At 68.9% G+C, this 20,094-nt stretch carries 19 protein-coding genes and 1 pseudogene; 15 read left to right on the top strand and 5 right to left on the bottom strand.

What is annotated here, in order from left to right; translation table 11 throughout:
- Positions 1–55: 55 nt before the first annotated feature.
- From ACX80L_RS04850 to ACX80L_RS04835, 4 genes and pseudogenes are all read right to left on the bottom strand, one after another.
- Positions 56–235 carry an Orn/Lys/Arg family decarboxylase gene (locus ACX80L_RS04850; RefSeq protein ID WP_459288023.1) on the bottom strand — a complete coding sequence of 60 codons (180 nt, stop codon included), beginning with the start codon at positions 233–235 and terminating at the stop codon, positions 56–58.
- A gap of 437 nt (positions 236–672) precedes the next feature.
- Positions 673–1,515 (bottom strand): annotated as a pseudogene (locus tag ACX80L_RS04845) (aminotransferase class I/II-fold pyridoxal phosphate-dependent enzyme); the annotation flags it as partial.
- 183 nt (positions 1,516–1,698) lie between these two features.
- Complete coding sequence (locus ACX80L_RS04840) at positions 1,699–2,142, bottom strand: MarR family winged helix-turn-helix transcriptional regulator (protein ID WP_133079972.1); 444 nt, start codon at positions 2,140–2,142, stop codon at positions 1,699–1,701.
- Between the two features lie 119 nt (positions 2,143–2,261).
- The gene (locus ACX80L_RS04835) at positions 2,262–3,095 is read right to left on the bottom strand and encodes an alpha/beta fold hydrolase (protein ID WP_459288021.1); all 834 of its coding nucleotides are present in this window, start codon (positions 3,093–3,095) and stop codon (positions 2,262–2,264) included.
- A gap of 102 nt (positions 3,096–3,197) precedes the next feature.
- Here ACX80L_RS04835 and ACX80L_RS04830 point away from each other — a divergent pair, with 102 nt between their 5' ends.
- The 10 genes from ACX80L_RS04830 to ACX80L_RS04785 all read left to right on the top strand — a co-directional run bounded on the left by ACX80L_RS04830 (position 3,198) and on the right by ACX80L_RS04785 (position 14,243).
- Positions 3,198–3,932 (top strand): response regulator, encoded by a 735-nt coding sequence (locus ACX80L_RS04830; protein ID WP_459288019.1) that lies wholly within the window; start codon positions 3,198–3,200, stop codon positions 3,930–3,932.
- Positions 3,933–3,971: 39 nt separating this feature from the next.
- Positions 3,972–5,654 carry an ABC-F family ATP-binding cassette domain-containing protein gene (locus ACX80L_RS04825; RefSeq protein ID WP_459288017.1) on the top strand — a complete coding sequence of 561 codons (1,683 nt, stop codon included), beginning with the start codon at positions 3,972–3,974 and terminating at the stop codon, positions 5,652–5,654.
- 160 nt (positions 5,655–5,814) lie between these two features.
- Positions 5,815–7,080: a hypothetical protein gene (locus ACX80L_RS04820; protein ID WP_459288015.1), complete on the top strand. Its 1,266-nt coding sequence runs from the start codon at positions 5,815–5,817 to the stop codon at positions 7,078–7,080.
- Between the two features lie 85 nt (positions 7,081–7,165).
- Positions 7,166–8,362 carry an MFS transporter gene (locus ACX80L_RS04815; RefSeq protein ID WP_133080448.1) on the top strand — a complete coding sequence of 399 codons (1,197 nt, stop codon included), beginning with the start codon at positions 7,166–7,168 and terminating at the stop codon, positions 8,360–8,362.
- A 33-nt stretch (positions 8,363–8,395) separates the two neighbouring features.
- Positions 8,396–9,385, top strand: coding sequence for an ATP-binding cassette domain-containing protein (locus ACX80L_RS04810; protein WP_133079967.1), 990 nt, complete (start codon positions 8,396–8,398; stop codon positions 9,383–9,385).
- Positions 9,386–9,474: 89 nt separating this feature from the next.
- Positions 9,475–10,260: an ABC transporter permease gene (locus ACX80L_RS04805; protein WP_133080447.1), complete on the top strand. Its 786-nt coding sequence runs from the start codon at positions 9,475–9,477 to the stop codon at positions 10,258–10,260.
- Between the two features lie 149 nt (positions 10,261–10,409).
- Positions 10,410–11,357, top strand: coding sequence for an ABC transporter ATP-binding protein (locus ACX80L_RS04800; RefSeq protein WP_133079966.1), 948 nt, complete (start codon positions 10,410–10,412; stop codon positions 11,355–11,357).
- A 2-nt stretch (positions 11,358–11,359) separates the two neighbouring features.
- Entirely contained in the window at positions 11,360–12,247 is an 888-nt protein-coding gene (locus ACX80L_RS04795) for an ABC transporter permease (protein WP_133079965.1), read from the top strand.
- 21 nt (positions 12,248–12,268) lie between these two features.
- Complete coding sequence (locus ACX80L_RS04790; protein ID WP_133079964.1) at positions 12,269–13,591, top strand: histidine kinase; 1,323 nt, start codon at positions 12,269–12,271, stop codon at positions 13,589–13,591.
- Positions 13,539–14,243 (top strand): response regulator, encoded by a 705-nt coding sequence (locus tag ACX80L_RS04785; RefSeq protein WP_133079963.1) that lies wholly within the window; start codon positions 13,539–13,541, stop codon positions 14,241–14,243. Before ACX80L_RS04790 ends, ACX80L_RS04785 begins: the two co-directional genes overlap by 53 nt.
- Before the next feature lie 160 nt (positions 14,244–14,403).
- On the opposite strand, the gene ACX80L_RS04780 is transcribed toward ACX80L_RS04785, so the two are convergent.
- On the bottom strand, positions 14,404–16,395 hold the full coding sequence (locus tag ACX80L_RS04780; RefSeq protein ID WP_459288012.1) for a coiled-coil domain-containing protein: 1,992 nt from the start codon (positions 16,393–16,395) through the stop codon (positions 14,404–14,406).
- 239 nt (positions 16,396–16,634) lie between these two features.
- On the opposite strand from ACX80L_RS04780, the gene ACX80L_RS04775 reads away from it, so the two are divergent.
- The 5 genes from ACX80L_RS04775 (at position 16,635) to rplI (ending at position 19,801) form a co-directional block, all read left to right on the top strand.
- On the top strand, positions 16,635–17,912 hold the full coding sequence (locus tag ACX80L_RS04775) for a M18 family aminopeptidase (protein WP_459288010.1): 1,278 nt from the start codon (positions 16,635–16,637) through the stop codon (positions 17,910–17,912).
- Between the two features lie 159 nt (positions 17,913–18,071).
- Entirely contained in the window at positions 18,072–18,377 is a 306-nt protein-coding gene (gene rpsF / locus ACX80L_RS04770) for a 30S ribosomal protein S6 (RefSeq protein WP_043442549.1), read from the top strand.
- A gap of 60 nt (positions 18,378–18,437) precedes the next feature.
- Entirely contained in the window at positions 18,438–18,989 is a 552-nt protein-coding gene (locus ACX80L_RS04765) for a single-stranded DNA-binding protein (protein WP_459288008.1), read from the top strand.
- Positions 18,990–19,096: 107 nt separating this feature from the next.
- A complete protein-coding gene (gene rpsR, locus ACX80L_RS04760; RefSeq protein WP_005273147.1) occupies positions 19,097–19,336 on the top strand; it encodes a 30S ribosomal protein S18 in 240 nt (79 codons plus the stop codon).
- Between the two features lie 15 nt (positions 19,337–19,351).
- On the top strand, positions 19,352–19,801 hold the full coding sequence (gene rplI, locus ACX80L_RS04755) for a 50S ribosomal protein L9 (RefSeq protein WP_133079959.1): 450 nt from the start codon (positions 19,352–19,354) through the stop codon (positions 19,799–19,801).
- Positions 19,802–20,094 lie beyond the last annotated feature (293 nt).

Here is a 20,094-nt window from a genome sequence, read left to right as displayed (position 1 = left end):
CCTTCTCCGGCGACCTGACGCCCCTGCCGGACGCGGCGGCGACCGCCTCCGGGTGCTACTCCTTCACCACGCGGATGGTCCCGAGGGACGCGTCCCCGGGATCGGGGAGGACCATGCCGGCGTCGACACCGCTGCGCAGGTATTTGACGGACGCCTCGTTGATGCGCTCCCCCGGCAGGAAGACGGGGACCCCCGGAGGGTAGGGCGTGGCGAGCTCGGCGACGATCCGACCCACGGATTCCTCGATCGGGATGTCCTCCACGGGGCCGAAGAAGCATCGCGCGGCAGCATGACGGTCTCCAGGTCCAGTTCGCCCTCGTCCGGGATCAGCACGGGAGGCGATGGCGGGAAGTCCGGGGCCGCGTCGATCAGCAGGCGCAGTCCGTCCATCAGCCGCTGGACGGTCGATTCGTCGTCCGCGATGGACATGGTGATCTCGAGGCGACGGTGGTCGGTGGTCCCGAAGTCGAGCCTGCAGTTCTCGCGCAGCCAGTCGTGGGCCTGGTACCCGGTGATGCCCAGACCCGAGACGTCGACGAGCACATGCTGGATGTCGAGGTCGTGGGAAGCCTCGTGGGAGGTGAGTTCCTCCTCCAGCACGTGCAGGCCGGGCAGTTCCTCGATCTGCTCGCGGACCCGCCGCGTGAGGGCCAGCGCGCGGTCGATCAGGTCATGTCCGCTCTGGACCATCTGGCGCCGCCACCCGTCCATCGTTGCGTACAGCATCACGTTCGCGCTGGTGGTGGAGAGGATGTCCGCACAGTGCTCGAGCCGGACGGGGTCCGCGAGGTCCCCCTGGAGGTGGAACACGGAGCCCTGCTCGAAGCCGATGCCCATCTTGTGCACGCTGACCACGCAGAGGTCCGCCCCGGCGGACATGGCCCAGGTGGGGGTGTCGGGATGGAACGGCAGCTGCGCACCCCACGCCTCGTCGACGATCAGGGGCTTTCCGCGGTCGTGGCAGATCCTCGCGATGGCTCCGAGGTCGGCGCAGCTCCCGTAGGGCGTGGGGCTGACGACGAGGGCGGCGGCGGCGTCGGGGTACTTCTCCCACGTCGCCTCCACCTCCTGCGGCGTGGGCGGGTGCGAGAGCTTGAGGTCGTTGTCCCAGCTCGGGCGGATCCACCGCGGCTGCAGTCCGCCCAGGACCAGGGCGGACACCACGGACTTGTGTGCGTCACGGCTCAGCAGGATCTCGCCCTCGCCGTGCGTGACGGCGAGGATAGCGGCCTTCACCGACAGGGAACTGCCGCAGGTGGAGAAGAACGTCCGGTCCGCCCCGACCGCTTCCGCCATCAGGTCCTGCGCCTGCTGCAGGTAGCCGTTGGAGGTCTTCCGGTCGTCGAGTCCGGAGCTGGCCAGCACATCGGACCGGAAGCTCTGCTCGCCGAGGACCTCCAGGACCCGGGGGTCGACGCCGCGGCCCTGGCGGTGCGCGGGCGGCGTGAAGCCGTAGCGGTCGAGCTGCTGGTGATCGGCCAGCGCTGTGAGCACGGGGGTCTGGTTCTGGTCCATCGGTTCTCCCTCCGGTACGTACTCAGCATGCTTACCGATCCAGCCTTCCAAGCGCGGCCGATGCGGGTCAAGGGCCGATCCGCCGCACCGATTCCTCCGGTCTGTGCCCTGGTGCACCCGGAGACGACAGAACGGCCGCCCCGAGGGACGACCGTTCTGTCGGACGATGCTGCGGCGCAGGCCTCAGACGACGGCGGCTGCCGGCTTCTGCCGCTGGGGAGCGAGTTCCCCGACGATGCCGCGCAGCAGGCTGCGCAGCTCGAAGGACTCCAGTCCTTCGCCGACCATCAGTGTGCGCTCGATGTCCTCGGCCTTGGCGAGGGCCTCGACGCCCTCCGGCGTGATCGTGATGCGCTGGCTGCGGCGGTCGATGCTGTCGCGGATACGGGAGATGAACCCCTGGCGCTCGAGCTTCTCGATCGTCTTGCCGATCGTCTGGGCCTGGACGTGCACCGCGAGGGCGAGCTTCGCCCCCGTCATGGTGCCCTCGCGGGCCAGGACGCCGAGGGTGGTGTAGCCGGCATGGGTGATCCCGATGTCCAGCAGCCTCTCGTTCCACGCGTGGTCGACGAGACGTGCGGCGGTCGTGAGCAGGCGGCTGGTCGACCACTCTTGCAGATCAGGCATGCGATCTTCCTTCCGGTGCTTGGAACACCCGGCCGACGCTGTCGATCAGCGCAGGCCGGGTGCCGTGTCTTTGCAGCTGATCGATGGAACGACGGACGGAACCAGCTGCAATACGTCTACTATGCGCTTCGATCTTCAAGTTTTCCCGATGGCCGGTCCGAAGCTTGGAACAAGAAAGCCGGATCGGCGGCGGCCGGCACGCTCCGGAAGGCGATGATCTCCGCTGCGACGGCCGGTGCCGCCGAATGCTGGACGACATGCGGCTGGCCGTCGATCTCCACGAGGAGACCATACCGGGCGCGTGCCGCGAGTTCCCTGCACCAGCGCCGCCGGGCGACGGGATCACGCCCGCCCCGGAGTACCAGGACCGGACACCGGACCCGCTCGACCGCGCGCTCCAGCGGGTACTCCATCATGGGCTGCAGTTGGCGCAGGTACCAGCGCACGCCCGTGCGGAGGTAATCCGTGTACACCGTCCAGTTCGCGGACGGGCTCTCCCGGAACGTGTCCCGTCCGAGCGAGACGGCCTGCTGGATCACCGTGCGGCGGTCGCGGTCGACCACCGGCCCGATCAGGACGATCCGTTCCGCGAGGTCGGGCGCCTGGAGGGCTACCTCTGTGACGAACTGCACTCCCATGGAATGCCCGATCAGGATGCACGACCGGACGTCGATGGCCGCCAGCGCCTCGATGATCAGGGCGGCGTGGTCCTCCACCCCGAGCCGGCCGCCCGGCTGCGGATCCGGTCCGTAGCCGGGGAGATCCACGGAGTGCACGACGGCGTCGGACGCCAGTTCGGCGCGGAGCCGGTCGAGGTACCGGTGGGTCATGCCCAGTCCATGGACGAGGACGTACGGCGAGTGGGACGTGGCGGACGCGTCGGTCCCCGGCGTCGTCCGAATCCGGAGGGTGAGGCCGTTCACCTGCACGGTGCGGAGGGTGGTCGGCTGCATCCCGGCAGTCTACGGGGGCGGACCGGCCGATCTTCAAGATCAGTTCAAGCCAAGTGTCCGTTCCGTGCCCTCCGGGCTCCCGATGTATGGAACTCTTGTTCCATGTCCGTTTCTCCGCCGCAGCGCACTGCGCTGGTCGTCGAGGACGATCCGGATATCCGCGAACTGCTCTCCACGACCCTGCGCATGAACGGGTTCGCGATCGTGGAGGCCGCGTCCGGGCTGGACGCCGTGGCGGCAGTGAAGGAGCACCGGCCCGACCTGATCACCCTCGACCTCAATCTGCCGGACCTCGACGGGGTGGAGGTGTGCCGCCAGTGCCGTGCCGTCAGTGACGCCTACATCGTGATGGTCACGGCCCGCCAGGACGAGATCGACCGCCTGATCGGCCTCGAGATCGGCGCCGACGACTTCATCGGCAAGCCCTTCAGCCCCCGCGAACTCTCGGCGCGGGTGTCCGCGATGTTCCGTCGTCCCCGCACGGGTACCGGGGCCGTCCCGGAACCGCCGGTGGAGGGCAACGAACTGCTCCGACACGGCGACCTGACGATGGATGCCGAGGGGCGCGTCGTCACCCTCGCCGGCCGGGAACTCGCGCTCACACGGATCGAGTTCGACCTGCTCGAGACGCTCCTCACCGGATCCCAGCGGGTCTGGACACGCGAAGCGCTGCTGAACCGGGTGTGGGGTGACGGCTGGAGCCAGGATCACCACCTCGTCGAGGTCCACATCCGCAACCTCCGGAAGAAGCTCGGCGAGGACACGAGCAATCCCCGGTTCATCCGGACCGTGCGGGGCGTGGGATACCGGATGATCCCGGGCGACCAGCGGGGCTGAGCCGACGGGTGCCCGCCCGGTCCGTGAAACACTGGAGACGTGGCTCATCTCGACGTTTCCGGCATCGACTACTTCCTCTCCGACGGCAGGCAACTGCTCAACGGAGTGGCCTTCAAGGTCGGTGACGGCCACAAGACGGCCCTGATCGGACCGAACGGGACCGGGAAGACCACCCTGCTGCGCATCATCTCCGGTGATCTCGCACCCGACGAGGGATCGGTGAGCCGCTCGGGGGCCATGGGGATCATGCGGCAGTTCGTCGGGCAGGTACGTGACGACACGACGGTCCGTGATCTGCTCGTCTCGGCCGCGCCGCCGGTGCTGGCCGCGGCAGCCGCGAGGATCGACGTGGCGGAACTCGCCATGATGGAAGCCGACGACGAGCCCACGCAGATGAAGTACGCGCAGGCCATCGCGGACTGGGGCGACGCCGGTGGATACGAGCTGGAGACCACGTGGGACGAGGTCACCATGGCCGCCCTCGGCGTCCCCTTCGACCGTGCGCAGTACCGCGCGGCGTCGTCGCTCTCCGGTGGCGAGCAGAAACGGCTGGTCCTCGAGGCGCTCTTCTCGGGCCCCGACGACCTCCTGCTCCTCGACGAGCCCGACAACTACCTCGACGTGCCGGGCAAGCGCTGGCTCGAGGCGAAGCTGCGCGAGTCGAAGAAATCCGTGCTGTTCGTCAGCCACGACCGTGAGCTGCTGGCCAACGCCGCGACACGGATCGTGACGCTCGAGCCCGGGGCCCTGGGCGCGTCGTCCTGGACCCATGGCGGTGGTTTCGAGACCTACCTGAAGGCGCGGGAGGACCGGAACGCGCGGTTCGAGGAGCTGCGCAAGCGCTGGGACGAGGAGCACCTCAAGCTCAAGGAACTCGTCAACATGTACAAGAACAAGGCGGCATTCCGCTCCGACATGGCCAACCGCTACCACGCGGCGCAGACCCGCCTCGCGAAGTTCCTCGAGGCCGGGCCGCCGGAGGCCATCCCCCTCGAGCAGAACGTCTCCATGCGCCTGCAGGGCGGCCGCACGGCCAAGCGGGCCGTCGTGGCCCAGAAGCTCGAGCTGACGGGACTGATGAAGCCCTTCAGCACGGAGATCTGGTTCGGGGACCGGGTGGGTGTGCTGGGCTCCAACGGTTCCGGCAAGTCACACTTCCTGAGGCTGCTCGCCGCCGGCGGCACCGACCCGGACAAGGAGCACCTGCCGGTGTCCGACGTCGACATCGCTTCGGTCCCCCACGAGGGCTCCGTGAAGCTCGGCGCGCGCATCCGGCCCGGCTTCTTCGCACAGACGCACTCGCGCCCCGACCTCCTCGGACGCACGCTCATCGACATCCTGCACCGCGGCGACGAGCACCGGTCCGGCCTGGGCCGCGAGGCGGCGTCCGCCGTGCTCGACCGCTACGGTCTGGCGGCCCAGGCGGAACAACCCTACGATTCCCTGTCCGGCGGTCAGCAGGCGCGCCTGCAGATCCTGCTGCTGGAGCTGTCCGGCGCCACGCTGCTGCTGCTCGACGAGCCGACGGACAACCTCGACCTCCATTCGGCGGAGGCCCTCGAGCGGGCCATCGACGCGTTCGAGGGGACCGTGATGGCCGTGACGCACGACCGCTGGTTCGCCCGCAGCTTCGACCGGTTCCTCGTCTTCGGCTCGGACGGCAAGGTGTACGAGACCAAGGAACCTGTCTGGGACGAGAGCAGGGTCGTCCGGGCGCGCTGATCCCACCTCTCCTCCACAGCTGTTCCACAGGTTTGTCCACAGGCGGTGGATGAGTCCGGACAGTTCTGCCCACGCGCTGTCCTTCGCGGGCGGCGGGTGCCATCCTCGGTAGGGTGGACGACGGCGGAGGGACGCCGGACGGTCCATACACGGGGAGAGCATGGCGAACGGGACAGGCACGGATACCGAGGCGGAGTCGATGGATCCGGTCGGGACGCAGGACGACGGCGGGGTGCCGCCTCCGCAGGACTCCCGGCAGCGCCCTGCGGGCCGGCACACCCGTGCCGATCCGCCGGACCCGGGCACCAGGAGGATCGGCACGCCGCGGCACGCCGCCGGCATCCCCTCCGGGAGCACTGCCACCGCCGCGGAGGACACTCCACGTCCTCGCCCGAACAGCCGTCGGGCCACGAGGACCGTCGTGGCAGGCGCCGCCGTCGCGACCGCACTCGTCGCGGGGGTGGTCACGGTCCACCTGGTCAACCAGTCGGTCTTCGGACCCGACAAACCGGTCGAGGCCTACCTCGACACCCTCGTCGCAGGGGATGCGGGGGCCTCCCGCGGGCTCCTCGGGACCGGCGTCCCCGGTGGACAGGACGCCCTGCTGTCCGACGCCGTCTACGGAGCGGCAGCCGGTCGACCCGACGCCTACGAGGTGCTCGACGTCGCGATCACCGACGGCAGTGCGACGGTGACCACCGAGGTGATGCAGGAGGGAACCAGCAGCACCATCGACTTCACCCTGACCCGGACCGGATCCACGGGTGTCCTCTTCGACCTGTGGCGGCTCGACGGTCCGGTGCCGGTCACGGAGGTCGGCATCGTGGTCCCGGAGGACCTGCAGTCGGTCACCGTCAACGGCGCCGAGGTGACCCTGCCGGCCGGGGACGCCGACAGGTATGCGGGCCTGCGGTCGGTCTCCCTCCCGGCACTGCCCGGGCAGTACGTCGTCTCCCCGCCGTCGCCCACCACCTACCTGTCCTACGGCGCGGAGCAGACCGTCACGGTCACGGCGGATCCTGCAGCGGCGCCCGGCGGGGTGCTCTTCGAGCCGGAGCCCACCCCCGCGGTGCAGGCCGAAGCCGCCGCCGCGGCCACGGCCGCACTGGACCGATGCATCGCCTCCACCGAGGCCTCGCCGAGCAACTGCCCGAACGCGTCCTTCCTGTTCGGTGATCCGCAGGACGTCCGTGATCCGCGCTGGACGCTGGACAAGGAGCCCACCTTCACCCTCCAGGAGTCCTATGAACCGGGCGTGTACCGGCTCCTGTCCGACGACGCCCAGGCGACGTTCTCCTACGAGCGCAACGCCGAGTTCGACCCCCGGAAGCCGGCACGCTGGGAACGCGAGGAGGACCCGCAGCCGCTCCACATCAGCGCGGCCGTGACCGTGACGGGCGAGACCCTCGCGGTGGACCTGGACTAGTGCAGCGGGGTCGCGGGAGCCGCGATTGTGGCTTCCGCCGCCGCCCGCCTACGGTTGCAGGGTGAACCCCGTCGTCCGCTCAGCCATGTTCGCCTCCTATGCCATCTTCGGACTCAACGGTCTCGTCTTCGCCAGCTGGGCCGCCCGCATCCCCTCGGCATCGGGCACGCTCGGCCTCGGTTCGGGCCAGATGGGAACCCTCCTCCTCGTGGGCGCCATCGGGTCGGTGCTGTCGCTTCCCCTGGCAGGAATCGTCGCCGCCCGCTTCGGCACGGCCAACACCGTCCGCCTGGGCGGGACCGCCGCGGCACTGGGCGCCGTCGCCGTCGCCCTCGGCCTCGCCGCGGTGTCCGTGCCCGTCGTCGCCGTCGGGCTGTTCCTCTTCGGCAGCGGAGTGGCCCTGTGGGACGTGGGGCAGAACATCGAGGGAGCCGACGTCGAGCGCCGGGTCGGGCGGACCATCATGCCGCGCTTCCATGCCGCCTTCAGCGGAGGAGCGTTCGTGGGGGCACTGGTCGGGGCAGGGCTCTCGGCGCTGGACGTGGACCTGTCGGTGCACCTCGTCGCCGTCGCCGTCCTCAGCCTCGCCGTCTCGCTGTGGATGCCGCGCCGCTTCCTGCCGGAGACCCCCGCGCAGCCGGTCGATGGGGCGGACGAGGCGACGGATGGTCGGGGCAAGGGCCTCGGAGCGTGGGGCGAGGCACGCACCCTGCTGATCGGACTCGTCGTGCTGGGTGCCGCCCTGACCGAGGGAGCTGCGAACGACTGGGTGGCGAAGGCCAGTGTCGACGGGCTGGGAACCACGGAGAGCACCGGCGCCATCATGTTCGCGGTCTTCGTCGCCGCGATGACGGCGCTGCGTTTCGTGGGCGGCGGCCTCATCGACCGCTTCGGCCGGGTACGGGTGCTGCAGGCCAGCCTCGGTTCCTCCCTCGTCGGGCTCGTGCTCTTCGTCGTCGCGCCGAACGTGCCGCTCGCCGCCGTCGGAGCGGTCCTCTGGGGCGCGGGAGCCGCGCTCGGATTCCCGATGGGCATGTCCGCGGCAGCGGACGAACCCGAGCGCGCGGCCGCCCGTGTCGCGGTCGTGTCGACCATCGGGTACACGGCCTTCCTCGCCGGTCCGCCCCTTCTCGGTTTCCTCGGCGACGTCGTGGGCATCCGCACCGCGCTCCTGGCCGTCGGGATCGCGGTCCTCGCCTCCTTCATCGTCGCGCCCACCGCCCGGGAACGTCCGGTGGAGACGAAGGAACCCTTGCGGACAGGTTCTGACCGAAGCCCCTAGGAGAGTCACGCCGCCGGCTCTACCCTTTCCTGCATGGCGATCATCGAAGCAGAAGGTCTGAAGAAGACCTATTCGTCGAAGAGCGGGCCCGTCCACGCGCTCGACGGCATGAATCTCTCCGTTCCCCAGGGAACAGTCAAGGCCCTGCTGGGCCCCAACGGTGCAGGTAAGACGACGGTGGTCAAGATCCTGACCACTCTCATCCAACCCACGGCCGGCACGGCCCACATCGACGGCATCGACGTCATGCAGGATCCGAAGGCGGCCCGCCGCATCATCGGCGTCTCCGGCCAGTACTCGGCCGTCGACGAGAACCTGACCGGCTTCGAGAACCTCGAGATGGTGGGCAGGCTCTACCACCTCGGCGCGGTGACGGCCAGGCGCCGGGCGCAGGAACTCATCGACCAGTTCGAATTGACGGAGGCCGGCAACCGCCCGGTCAAGGGGTTCTCCGGCGGCATGAGGCGCCGGATCGATCTCGCCGGGGCGCTGGTCATCAATCCGAAGATTCTGTTCCTGGACGAGCCCACCACCGGGCTGGACCCGAGGAGCCGCCTGTCGCTCTGGGGCATCATCAAGGACCTCGTGAAGGACGGCACCACGCTGCTGCTCACCACGCAGTACCTCGAAGAGGCGGACCAGCTGTCGGACGACATCGCGGTGATCGACGGCGGCAAGGCCATCGCCGAGGGCACGGCGGACCAGTTGAAGGCACAGATCGGAGGACACCGCGTGGTCGTCTCGCTGGTCGACGCCGCCCACGCGGCTGCGGCGAGGGAGATCCTCGGGCGCCACGGCTCCGGCCACCCCGCCATCGGTGATGACGGCCGCAGCATCGAGGTGGCCGTCGACGAGGGACCCCGTGCCCTCCAGTACATCCTGTCCGAGCTCGGCGAGGCCGGGATCGAACTGCACGACGCCGGCATGCGGCGTCCCAGCCTCGACGACGTCTTCCTGAAGCTCACGGGCCGACGGGCCGAGGACAACGACGAAGCAGCAGCACAGAAGGAGCCGGCAGCATGAGTGTCCTAGCACCCGAGGGCCGCCAGCCCGAGAACCAGCGCTCGCGCGTCCCGGGAGGGTCCGTTCCGGACCAGCCCTCCGAACTGGCGATGTGGTTCTCCGACGGGTGGACCGTGACCAAGCGCAACCTGACCAAACTGAAGCGCTCGCCGGACATGCTGATCTTCGCCGTCCTGCAGCCCATCATGTTCGTGCTGCTGTTCAGCCAGATCTACGGCGGGTCCATCCAGGTGGAGGGCAGCGACTACACGCAGTACCTCATGGCGGGGATCTTCGCGCAGACGGTCATCTTCGGTTCCACCTTCTCCGGCTCGGCCATGGCACAGGACCTCAAGGACGGGATCATCGACCGTTTCCGGACCCTTCCCATGAGCACCTCGGCCGTCCTCATCGGGCGGACCAACAGCGACCTCGTGCTCAACACGCTCTCCGTGGTGATCATGATGGGCACGGGCTTCCTGGTGGGGTGGCGGGTCAACACGTCCCCGTCCGAGGCGCTGGCCGGCGTGGGCCTGCTCCTGCTGTTCTCCTATGCCTTCAGCTGGGTCATGGCGCTCCTCGGGATGTCGGTGAAATCCCCGGAGGTGATCAACAATGCCTCGTTCATGATCCTGTTCCCGCTCACGTTCATCTCGAACGCGTTCGTCCAGTCGCAGACCCTGCCCAGCGCGCTCGAGACCTTCGCGAACTGGAATCCCGTGTCCGCGCTCGTGCAGGCGGTGCGTGAACTGTTCGGCAACACCGGGACCGTCCCCGTCCCGGATGCCTGGCCCATGCAGAACGCCGTGCTGACCGTGCTGATCGGCACCATCGTGATGCTGGTGGTCTTCGTGCCGCTGTGCATCCGCAAGTTCGCGTCGATCAGTAGCCGGTAGGCGGCGGGGTCGTCCGAAAGGGGTACGGCGCCCCGCTCCGTGATCATCCCTGGGGCCGGTGAATCCGCACCGGTCCCAGGCCTACTGTTGGTGGTACCGGCCCGGAGTAGCGGGACGGCCCCGAACCACCTCCAGCCAAAGGACGCCCCATGATCGAGGCCCAGGCCCTCTCGAAGCGGTACGGCGCGAAGACCGCCGTCGACGCCGTCTCCTTCACCGTGCAGCCCGGCAAGGTGACGGGCTTCCTCGGCCCGAACGGCGCCGGCAAGTCGACCACCATGCGCATGATCGTGGGCCTCGACAACCCGAGCGCCGGCCGCGTGACCGTCAACGGGCAGCCCTACGCGCAGCACCGCGCCCCGCTCCGCGAAGTGGGTGCGCTGCTCGACGCGAAGGCCGTCCACACCAAGCGCTCCGCCTACAACCACCTCCGCGCCATGGCCGCGACGCACGGCATCCCGAACAGCCGGGTCAAGGAGGTCATCGAGCTCACGGGACTCGGTCCCGTGGCCAGGAAGCGGGTGGGCGGCTTCTCCCTCGGTATGGGGCAGCGCCTCGGGATCGCGGCGGCGCTCCTCGGCGACCCCCACACGGTGATCCTCGACGAGCCCGTCAACGGACTCGACCCCGAGGGGGTCCAGTGGGTGCGCCACCTCGCGCGGGGACTAGCCTCCGAAGGCCGCACCGTCTTCCTCTCCTCACATCTCATGTCGGAGATGGCACTGACCGCCGACCACCTCATCGTCATCGGCCGTGGCCGCATCATCGCCGACGCCCCCATCCAGTCGATCATCGACGGCCAGGGCAAGGTGCGCGTGCGGGTCCGGGCCGACCGGCCGCAGGACCTGCTCGGGAGCCTCGCCGGCGAGGGAGTGTCCTCGCAGGTCCTCGAGCCGGAACTGGTCGAGATCACCGGCGTCGAACCGCGCCGCATCGCCGAGATCGCCCTCCGGGAGCGTGTCCTGGTCTACGAACTCACCCCGCTCCAGGTGTCCCTCGAGGACGCCTACATGGAGCTCACCCAGACCGAGGTCGAGTACCACTCGCACGACCTCCCGACCGCCGCCCAGGCTGCCGCACCAGTGGAAGGACGCTGACCATGGCAACGTCGACCTCACCCGCCCCCACCCAGCAGCGGCCGCGGCCGACGCGTGATGCCGGTTCGGGCGTGAACTTCGGCCGGGTCCTGAAGTCCGAATGGATCAAGGTCACCACCGTCCCCTCGACCGTCATCCTCATCGTCTCGACCGTCGTCGTGATGGTGGGGCTCGCCGCGCTCTTCGCCTGGTCCCTGTCGGTCATGGCTCAGTCCGTCGGCGATCCGAGCGTGCCGGCGGAGTTCCAGGCACCCACGGAAGGCCCGGGAAGTGCGGCGTTCGAAGCCCTGACGACACCGTCGTCGGGTCTGGTGTTCGGGCAACTGCTCATCGCGTCGCTCGCGGTGGTCCTCATCGCCTCGGAATGGACCACGGGCATGATCCGCTCGACGATGGTCGCCGTACCGAAACGCACCCCTGCCCTCCTGGCGAAGACCGCCATCGTCGCAGCCGTCGCCTTCGTCGTAGGTTTCGGCAGCGCGCTGATGTCCTACCTCGTCGCCCAGCCCATCCTCGGGGGAGAGGACCTCGACTTCGCCCTCACGGAGGACGGCGTCTTCGCCAGCGTCATCAACACCGGGACCTTCCTCGCTCTCGTGGCCGTGATCTCGATGTCGATCGGCATCCTGCTGCGCAACACGGCCGGAGGCGTGGTGACGGCGGTCGGCATCTTCTTCGTCCTGCCGATCATCGTGCAGCTCATCTCAGGGCTCGCCGACTGGATCCCGGATGCAGCGCGGTTCCTCCCCGGAGACGCGGGCACGCAGATGGTCGCCGTGACGACGGCGGAGGATGCGCTGACCCAGTGGGAGGGTGGCCTCGTCATGGGCGCCTGGGCCCTGGTGCTGCTTGTCCTGGCCCTCGTCGTCGCCAAGAAGCGGGATGTCTAGCACCCCTCATGAGCCGGCGCCATGAATGACAGGCTCTCGGTGAAGGAGACCGCGGAACGAACGGCCGCTGTCTCCTTCACCGAGCTCAACGCCCGTCGGCTCGGCCCCCTCCGGCGGTTCTTCCGCAAGCATCCGCGGGCCATGGACGCCGTCGTCGTCGTGGTGTTCCTCTTCCTCTCGTTCCCCACGGCACTGTTGCTGATCTTCGGCGACGGCAACTGGCTCGCCCTCCCCGGCGTGGTCCTCGCCGCGGGCGCGCTCGCTTTCCGCCGCGACCGTCCGATCCTCGTCCTCGCGTTCGTCTCGGTACTCGATGTGCCCGTCAGCATGCTCACCGAAGGCCAGGGCAGCAGCGGGATCGCGACGATGTTCGCGCTCTACACCGTCGCGGCGACGTATCCGCTCCGGAAGGCGCTGGTGGCGGCGTGCTCCGCGACGGTCTTCTCGGTCGGTGCCCTGTTCCTCATCCCCGTGTCGACCTTCGCCGAGGCTCCCGGCATCATCTGGCTGCTCAGCGGATTCGTGGTGATGTTCCTGGCGATCGCCGTCGGGGTGGGCATCACGGTCCGGCGCGACCGCGAGCACGAGAGCGAATTGCGCGAGTGGGCCACCCGCAACGCCGAACTGGCCTCCGCGGGCGAGCGGAACAGGATCGCGCGGGAGATGCACGACGTCGTCGCCCACTCCCTCACCGTGATGGTGGCGCTGTCGGACGGCGCCGCCGTCGTCATGAAGCGCGACCCGGACCGCGCCGTCTCCGTGCTCCGTGAACTGTCGGGCACCGGACGGACCGCCATCGCCGACATGCGGCGCGTCCTCGGGGTGCTCCGTGCCGAGGCCGCGAGCGGATCGCTCGAGCCGCTTCCCGCGTCGAGCTCCCTGGCGCAGCTGCTCGACGGGTTCCGTGCGGCGGGGCTGCCCCTCCGGGTGACCACCAGCGGTCCCCGGCTGCCCGATGATCCCGCGTTCCAGCTGACGGTGTACCGGATCCTGCAGGAGTCCCTGACCAACGTCCTGCGCTACGGCAAGGGCGTTACGCTGGTGGACATCTCGATCGCGAGGACGGGAGATGCGGTCCACCTGCGCGTAGCCGACGACGGCCGCGGTGCCATGGGGCCGGTCGTCTCCCTCGGGTCCGGGCAGGGCATCGCCGGCATGCGGGAGCGTGCCGCGATCTATGCCGGCTCGGTCGAATACGGCAGCCGCCCGTCGGGTGGCTGGATCGTCGAAGCACGACTGACAGTCCCCCACGCCGACGGCGGAGCGGGGAACCACCGGGGGAAAGAGAAAGATGACCACGCAGCACAGCACGCCGGGCACGCCCATCAGGGTTCTGCTCGCTGACGACCAGCCACTGCTGAGGATGGGTTTCCGACTGATCCTCGAAGGCGAGCCGGACCTCGAGATCGTGGGGGAGGCGTCCACGGGCACGGAGGCGGTCCGCCTCGCCGCGGAGCTGATGCCGGACGTCGTGCTGATGGATGTGCGGATGCCCCAGGGTGACGGCATCGAGGCCACCCGGCAGATCACGGCGTCGGGGTCCCGTTCGCGCATCATCATCCTGACCACGTTCGACCTGGACGAGTACGCATTCGCGGGCCTGCAGGCCGGAGCCTCGGCGTTCCTGCTGAAGGACGTGGCCCCCGAGGACCTGGTGCACGCCGTGCGGGTGGTCGCCAGCGGTGACGCCGTCGTCGCCCCCCGCGTCACGCAACGGCTGCTGGAGACCTACGTCCGGTCACTGCCGCCGGCACAGACGGCCACCAGGGTGCCGGACCGGCGGTTGACCGAGCTGACGCCACGGGAGCGCGAGGTGCTCGAGGCGATTGCAGGGGGGCTGTCCAACGCCGAGCTCGCGGCCCGGTTCTTCCTGTCCGAGGCCACCATCAAGACGCATGTGCGGCGGATCCTGACCAAGCTGGACCTGCGGGACCGCGTCCAGGCCGTGGTGTACGCGTACGAGAACGGGATCGTGGTGCCGGGACCGGCGCACTGACACCCACCGGGCCCTGCGGCCGGGCCAGGGAAGGGGTCGGGGTTCCTCGGCCAATATCGTGCAGGAGGTCGTGGGTGCCTGGTCCGAGCTGAGCATCGCAGGCAGAGAGCGAAGCGCCCCAGGAGAATCGTCTCCTGGGGCGCTTCGGTGTAGCGGTCGATCAGGCGAGGCACCCGCCCAGAGTGATCGTCCTGTCGATGCCGGCGATCCGGTCGAGGACCGCGGCGTACTGGGCCTGCAGGCCGGCCACGACGACCTTCTGGGCGGCGACCGCCTCGCGGTTGACCTTCTTGGCGCTCTCGAGCGTCCGCAGGGTCGCGGACTGGGCGACGATCTGCGCGTCGACCTTCGACAGGTCCGCCTTGGCGGTGGTGAGAGCGGCCTCCTTCTCGCTGATCTGCCGAGTGAGCGTGTTCAGCGAGGTCTGCAGTGGGGTGAGCTGGTTCTGCAGCGAGAGGATCGCGTTCTCCGCGGCCGTGATCGAGGAGTTGAGGCCGGCGAGGGTCGTTCCGAGCCTGGCGACCTCTCCGTCGAGGCGGGTGACCTCGGCGGTCTCCTTGGTCACCGCGGAGTCGGCTGCGGTGAGGGTTGCCTGCAGGCCGGCGAGAGCGTCCTCGAGGGCCTCGAGCTCAGCCTGCTTCTGCACGATCTCTGCCTTCGCCGTGGTCACGTCCCCGGTCAGGCCCGGAAGCGCGGCCTCCAGAGCCGCGAGCTCCGTCTTCTTCGCGGTGACGGCAGCGTCGGCGTCGGTCAGGGCGGTGTTCGCCGCGGCCCGGGCGGCGTTGGCGTCGGCCAGCGAGTCGGCGGCCGAGGTGACCTGCCCGTTGGCCCCGGCCAGGCTGGTCTGCAGGCCGGGCAGCTGCTGCTGGAGATTGCTGCTCTCCTGCTGCTTCGCCGACAGCGACGAGTTCAGCGTCGCGACCTGACCCTGCAGCGTGGTCAGGTCACCGTTCAGGGCGGTGATCAGCGCGGTCTTGTTCGCGGCGGCCAGCTCCGCGGCGGCGATCTCCGTCTTCTTGGCGGTGATCGCGGCGTTCAGCTCCTGCTTCTTCTTGTCCGCGTTGCCCTTGATCGCTGCGAGCTCGGCCTCGAGGGTGGCGAGCTGCGTCCGCAGCGCGGCGGCGTCGGCGACGGGCGTCGCGGAGGCGGCGGCAATCTCCTTCTGCTTCGCGGAGATCTCCGCGGTCCTGGTGGTGATGTCACCCTGCAGACCCGCGATCTCCGCCTGCAGCACCGGGAGGCCAGCCTCGATGGTGCCGATCTGCTGGGTGAGCGTCGTGACGCTCTGCTCGGCCAGGCGCAGGTTCTCCTCGGACCTGACCACCGTGGCGGTCGCCCCGGCGGCATCGGTGTCAGCAGTCCTGGCCGCGGTCTCCAGCACCGGCAGTGCGAGCCGCGCATCCGCCAGCTTCTTCTCCGCCGCATCCACCAGCGCCTGCGCCGCGTCGCCCCGGGCGACCAGAACGGCCAGCTCCTCGGTGCCCTTCTCGATCGCGGCGACCTGGCCGTCGACCGTGGTCTGCGCCGTCGTCGCCGCGGCGGTCGCGCTGTCCAGGCGGGCCCTGGCAGCGGTCAGGTCGGCCTCCTGGGCCGCCTTGTCGGCGAGAGCCCGGGTCCTGCTCGTGTCGAGGCCGGCGAGCTCGGTCCGTGCAGCGGTGAGCTGCGCCTGCAGCGGCGTGACCTGGTCCACCAGCGCCGTCTTCTGCCCCTGCAGCGCCGTCAGCTCGGTGTTCGCTGCCGCGATCGCCGCCGTCATCGTCGTCTTGTCCGCCTCCAGCCTGGTCAGCGACATCGTCACCGAGTCGATCTGCCCGACCAGTGTGGCGTACCGCGCGTCCAGTGCGGCGATCTCGGTCTCGGCTGTCGTCACCTGCGCGGTCAGGGAGTTCTGCGTGGTGACCAGCGCGGTCCGCTCGGCGGTCAGCGTCGCGATCCGCTCCGCGTTCTGCTTCACCGCGGCCTTGAGCAGATTCGGCTGCGCGTTCCCGCGGTGTGCGAGCTGGTTGGTCACACCGTTGCAGATGCCCGCTACAGGGGCGGACTCGGCCGACGCCTGCGGGGCGAGGACCAGCATGCTGGTCAGGACTCCCGGCAGGATGACGGCGCTCGCAACGCGGCGGATGAGGACTGATGTCGCGTTGATATCGCGCAAGGCTACTCCTGGAGACCTGAAGGGAACGTGGGGGTGACGTCCAGAATCTACGGAGATCGGTTGCGCGGAGACACGGTATCCAGTACCCGACCTTCCCCTCTGATACTCGTTCCCGGTCCCGTTTCCTACGTGGTACCGCGCGATCACTGCAGGAACAAGCGGTGGCCGACAGGCCACGGGCATCGCCCGGCGCAGCGATCCGCCGGGGTGCTGCGACCAGGGTCTGATTGAATCGGAGGATGAGCACTCCAGAGCACATCCAGGACCTCGGCGCCTATGTGGCGGCGTCCCCGTCGAGCTTCCACGCCGTGGCAGAGGCCGGGCGACGGCTCGCCGCCGCAGGATTCCGCCGGCAGACGGAGCAGGACGCCTGGGAGGGCGGTGCAGGTCGCTTCTACGTCATCCGGGACGGCGCGCTGATCGCATGGTCCGTCCCCGACGACGCCGGCCCCACGACGCCGTTCTCCATCCTCGGCGCCCACACCGATTCGCCGTCGTTCAAACTCAAGCCGAAGCCCACCACGGGAAGACACGGTTGGCTGCAGGCCGGGGTCGAGGTCTACGGAGGCCCGCTGCTGAACTCGTGGCTCGATCGGGAACTCGCGCTCGCGGGCCGCCTGACGCTGCACGACGGCAGCGAGCACCTGGTGTCCACCGGGCCGTTGCTGCGGTTCCCGCAACTCGCGATCCATCTGGATCGAGCCGTCAATGACGGGTTGGCGCTCGACAAGCAGCGGCACATGAACCCCGTGTGGGGCCTCGGCGACCCGGCGGAGGCCGACCTCCTCGGACTGCTCGCCGCCCGGGCGGGCATCGATCCGCACGACATCGGCGGCTTCGACGTCGTCGTCGCCGACACCCAGGAACCGCGTGTCTTCGGCGCGCAGGGGGAATTCCTCGCGTCCGGGCGACTCGACAACCTCTCGTCCGTGCATGCCGGGCTCGCGGCGCTGATCGACGCTGCCGGTGGTCCTTCCGACGGGCCCATCGCGGTCCTGGCGGCCTTCGACCACGAGGAGGTGGGCAGCGGCTCCCGCTCGGGCGCCAGCGGTCCTTTCCTCGAGGACGTCCTCCTGCGCATCTCACTCGGACTCGGGGCCGGTACGGAGGAGCGCCTGCGTGCCCTCGCGTCGTCGTTCTGTGTGTCGGCGGACGCCGGCCATGCGGTCCACCCCAACTACGCGGAGCGGCACGATCCCGCGAACCTGCCCGTGCTCAACCGGGGACCACTGCTCAAGATCAACGCCAACCAGCGGTACACCACGGATGCACCGGGCGCCGCCTACTGGGCCGCACTGTGCCGGGCGAGCGGTGTGCCCTACCAGGAGTACGTCTCCAACAACGTCATGCCGTGCGGCTCCACCATCGGTCCCCTCACAGCGACACGCCTCGGTATCCGTACGGTCGACGTCGGGACGCCACTGCTGTCCATGCACTCGGCGCGTGAACTGTGCGGCGTCGAGGATCCCGGTCACCTCGCGAAGGCCACCACGGCCTTCTTCCGCGGCGGCCTGTAGGGCTCGTGTTCGTCCGCGGAGGATCGTCCGGTAACATTGATACGTCCGTGCCACAGCCGGTCGGTGGTAAATACCGCTGACGGCGGCCGGATCAACGCTAAAGAACCTCCTGTTGCGGAAAGACCGCGACCGTTCAGCCCAGAGGAGGTGGGTTCACACATGCGTGCATATGAATTGATGGTAATCATCGACCCCGACGTCGAGGAACGCTCCATCGACCCAACACTCGAGAAGTTCCTGAATGTCGTCCGCAACGGCGGCGGCACCGTGGACAAGGTGGATATCTGGGGACGTCGGCGCCTTGCGTACGAGATCCAGAAGAAGACCGAGGGCATCTACGCCGTCGTCAACTTCACCGCGACCCCGGCCGTGGCTTCCGAGCTCGACCGCCAGCTGAGCCTCAACGAGACGATCATGCGCACCAAGATCATCCGCCCCGAGGAGCAGAAGGTTTCCGCCGAGTAGTCTCGGCAGATCCCTCATCCATCCATCCCGCTCCGGCGGGTAGGAACTCAAGGAGGCACCATGGCAGGCGAAACAGTCATCACGGTGATCGGCAACCTCACCAACGATCCCGAGCTCCGGTTCACGCCGTCGGGATCGGCGGTTGCCAACTTCACCATCGCGTCCACTCCTCGTACGTTCGATCGCCAGACCAATGACTGGAAGGACGGCGAAACGCTGTTCCTCCGAGCATCGGTATGGCGTGAAGCCGCGGAGAACGTCGCCGAGACCCTGACCAAGGGAACCCGCGTGGTTGCCCAGGGCCGACTCAAGTCACGTTCGTACGACACCAAAGAAGGCGAAAAGCGCACGGTCATGGAGCTCGAGGTGGACGAGATCGGTCCGTCCCTGCGCTATGCGTCCGCGAAGGTCACCCGTACCCAGCGCTCCGGCGGCGGGAACGGCGGCAACTCCGGTGGCGGCTTCGGCGGTAACTCCGGCGGCTCGAACTCCGGTTCGGGCTGGGGCGGAGGCCAGCAGGCCCAACAGCCTGCGGAAGACCCCTGGGGTGCACCCTCGGGCGGGAATTCGCAGGGCTGGGGCAACGGCCCCGACTCCGAGCCTCCCTTCTAGGCAGCAGGGTCCCGTTCCCGGGACCCCTGCCGCAGTCACTCCTGTGACTGGCAGTTCCCATCCCGCAGAATCGTTCTGCGGGCTCCAACAGAAAAAGGAGCACCACGATGGCTAAGGCTGAACTCCGTAAGCCCAAACCAAAGTCCAACCCCTTGAAGGCCGCTGACGTCACCGTCATCGACTACAAGGACGTAGCCCTGCTGCGTAAGTTCATTTCCGATCGCGGAAAGATCCGTGCCCGTCGCGTCACCGGTGTGACCGTGCAGGAGCAGCGCAAGATCGCCCAGGCAATCAAGAACGCCCGCGAAGTCGCTCTCCTGCCGTACTCCGGCGCCGGCCGCGGCTAGGGAAAGGGACACACTATGTCGAAGCTCATTCTGACCCAGGAAGTCACCGGTCTCGGTGCTGCAGGCGACGTCGTCGAGGTGAAGAACGGTTACGCACGTAACTACCTTCTGCCCCGCGGCTTCGCCCTGATGTGGAGCAAGGGTGGCGAGAAGCAGGTCGAGTCGATCAAGGCTGCCCGTTCCGCCCGCGAGCACGCATCGCTCGAGGACGCCCAGCGCCAGGCCGCCGCACTGTCGGCCAAGCCCGTCACCCTGACCGTGAAGGCTGGTGGCTCCGGCCGCCTGTTCGGCACGATCAAGGCCGACGACGTCGCCAAGGCCGTCGAGGCCGCCGGTCTCGGCAAGATCGACAAGCGCAAGGTCGAACTCCCGGCTCACATCAAGTCGGTCGGTTCGTACCAGGCCAACGTCCGTCTGCACGAGGACGTGGCAGCTGTGATCGACCTGGACGTCGTCGCAAGCTAGCGCTAGCGAAACGGATCCACCAGGAAGCCCCCGCGGAAGCGGGGGCTTCCTGTCGTTGGAGGCAGTGACGCCCTGCCCGAGCATCCCGCGCCTGCCTCGCGAGTGCGACCGTCCGGGGCGCTCCGCGCCGTCCTCCGCTGCCCTGGAAGGACTGTCCGAGCACCTACGCAAGACATGGCGGCAGCGGCATGAAGGGCTCATGGACGGCGAGGCGGCTACTCCCCGGGGACCAGCAGCGGACTATTGGGTACGGCTACCGGCATGGACGCCCGGTCCGGCGCGCGCTGGTGCGG

This window comes from Arthrobacter sp. MDT1-48-3 (genome assembly GCF_054511015.1).
This window is presented reverse-complemented; position numbering and strand designations above follow the sequence as displayed.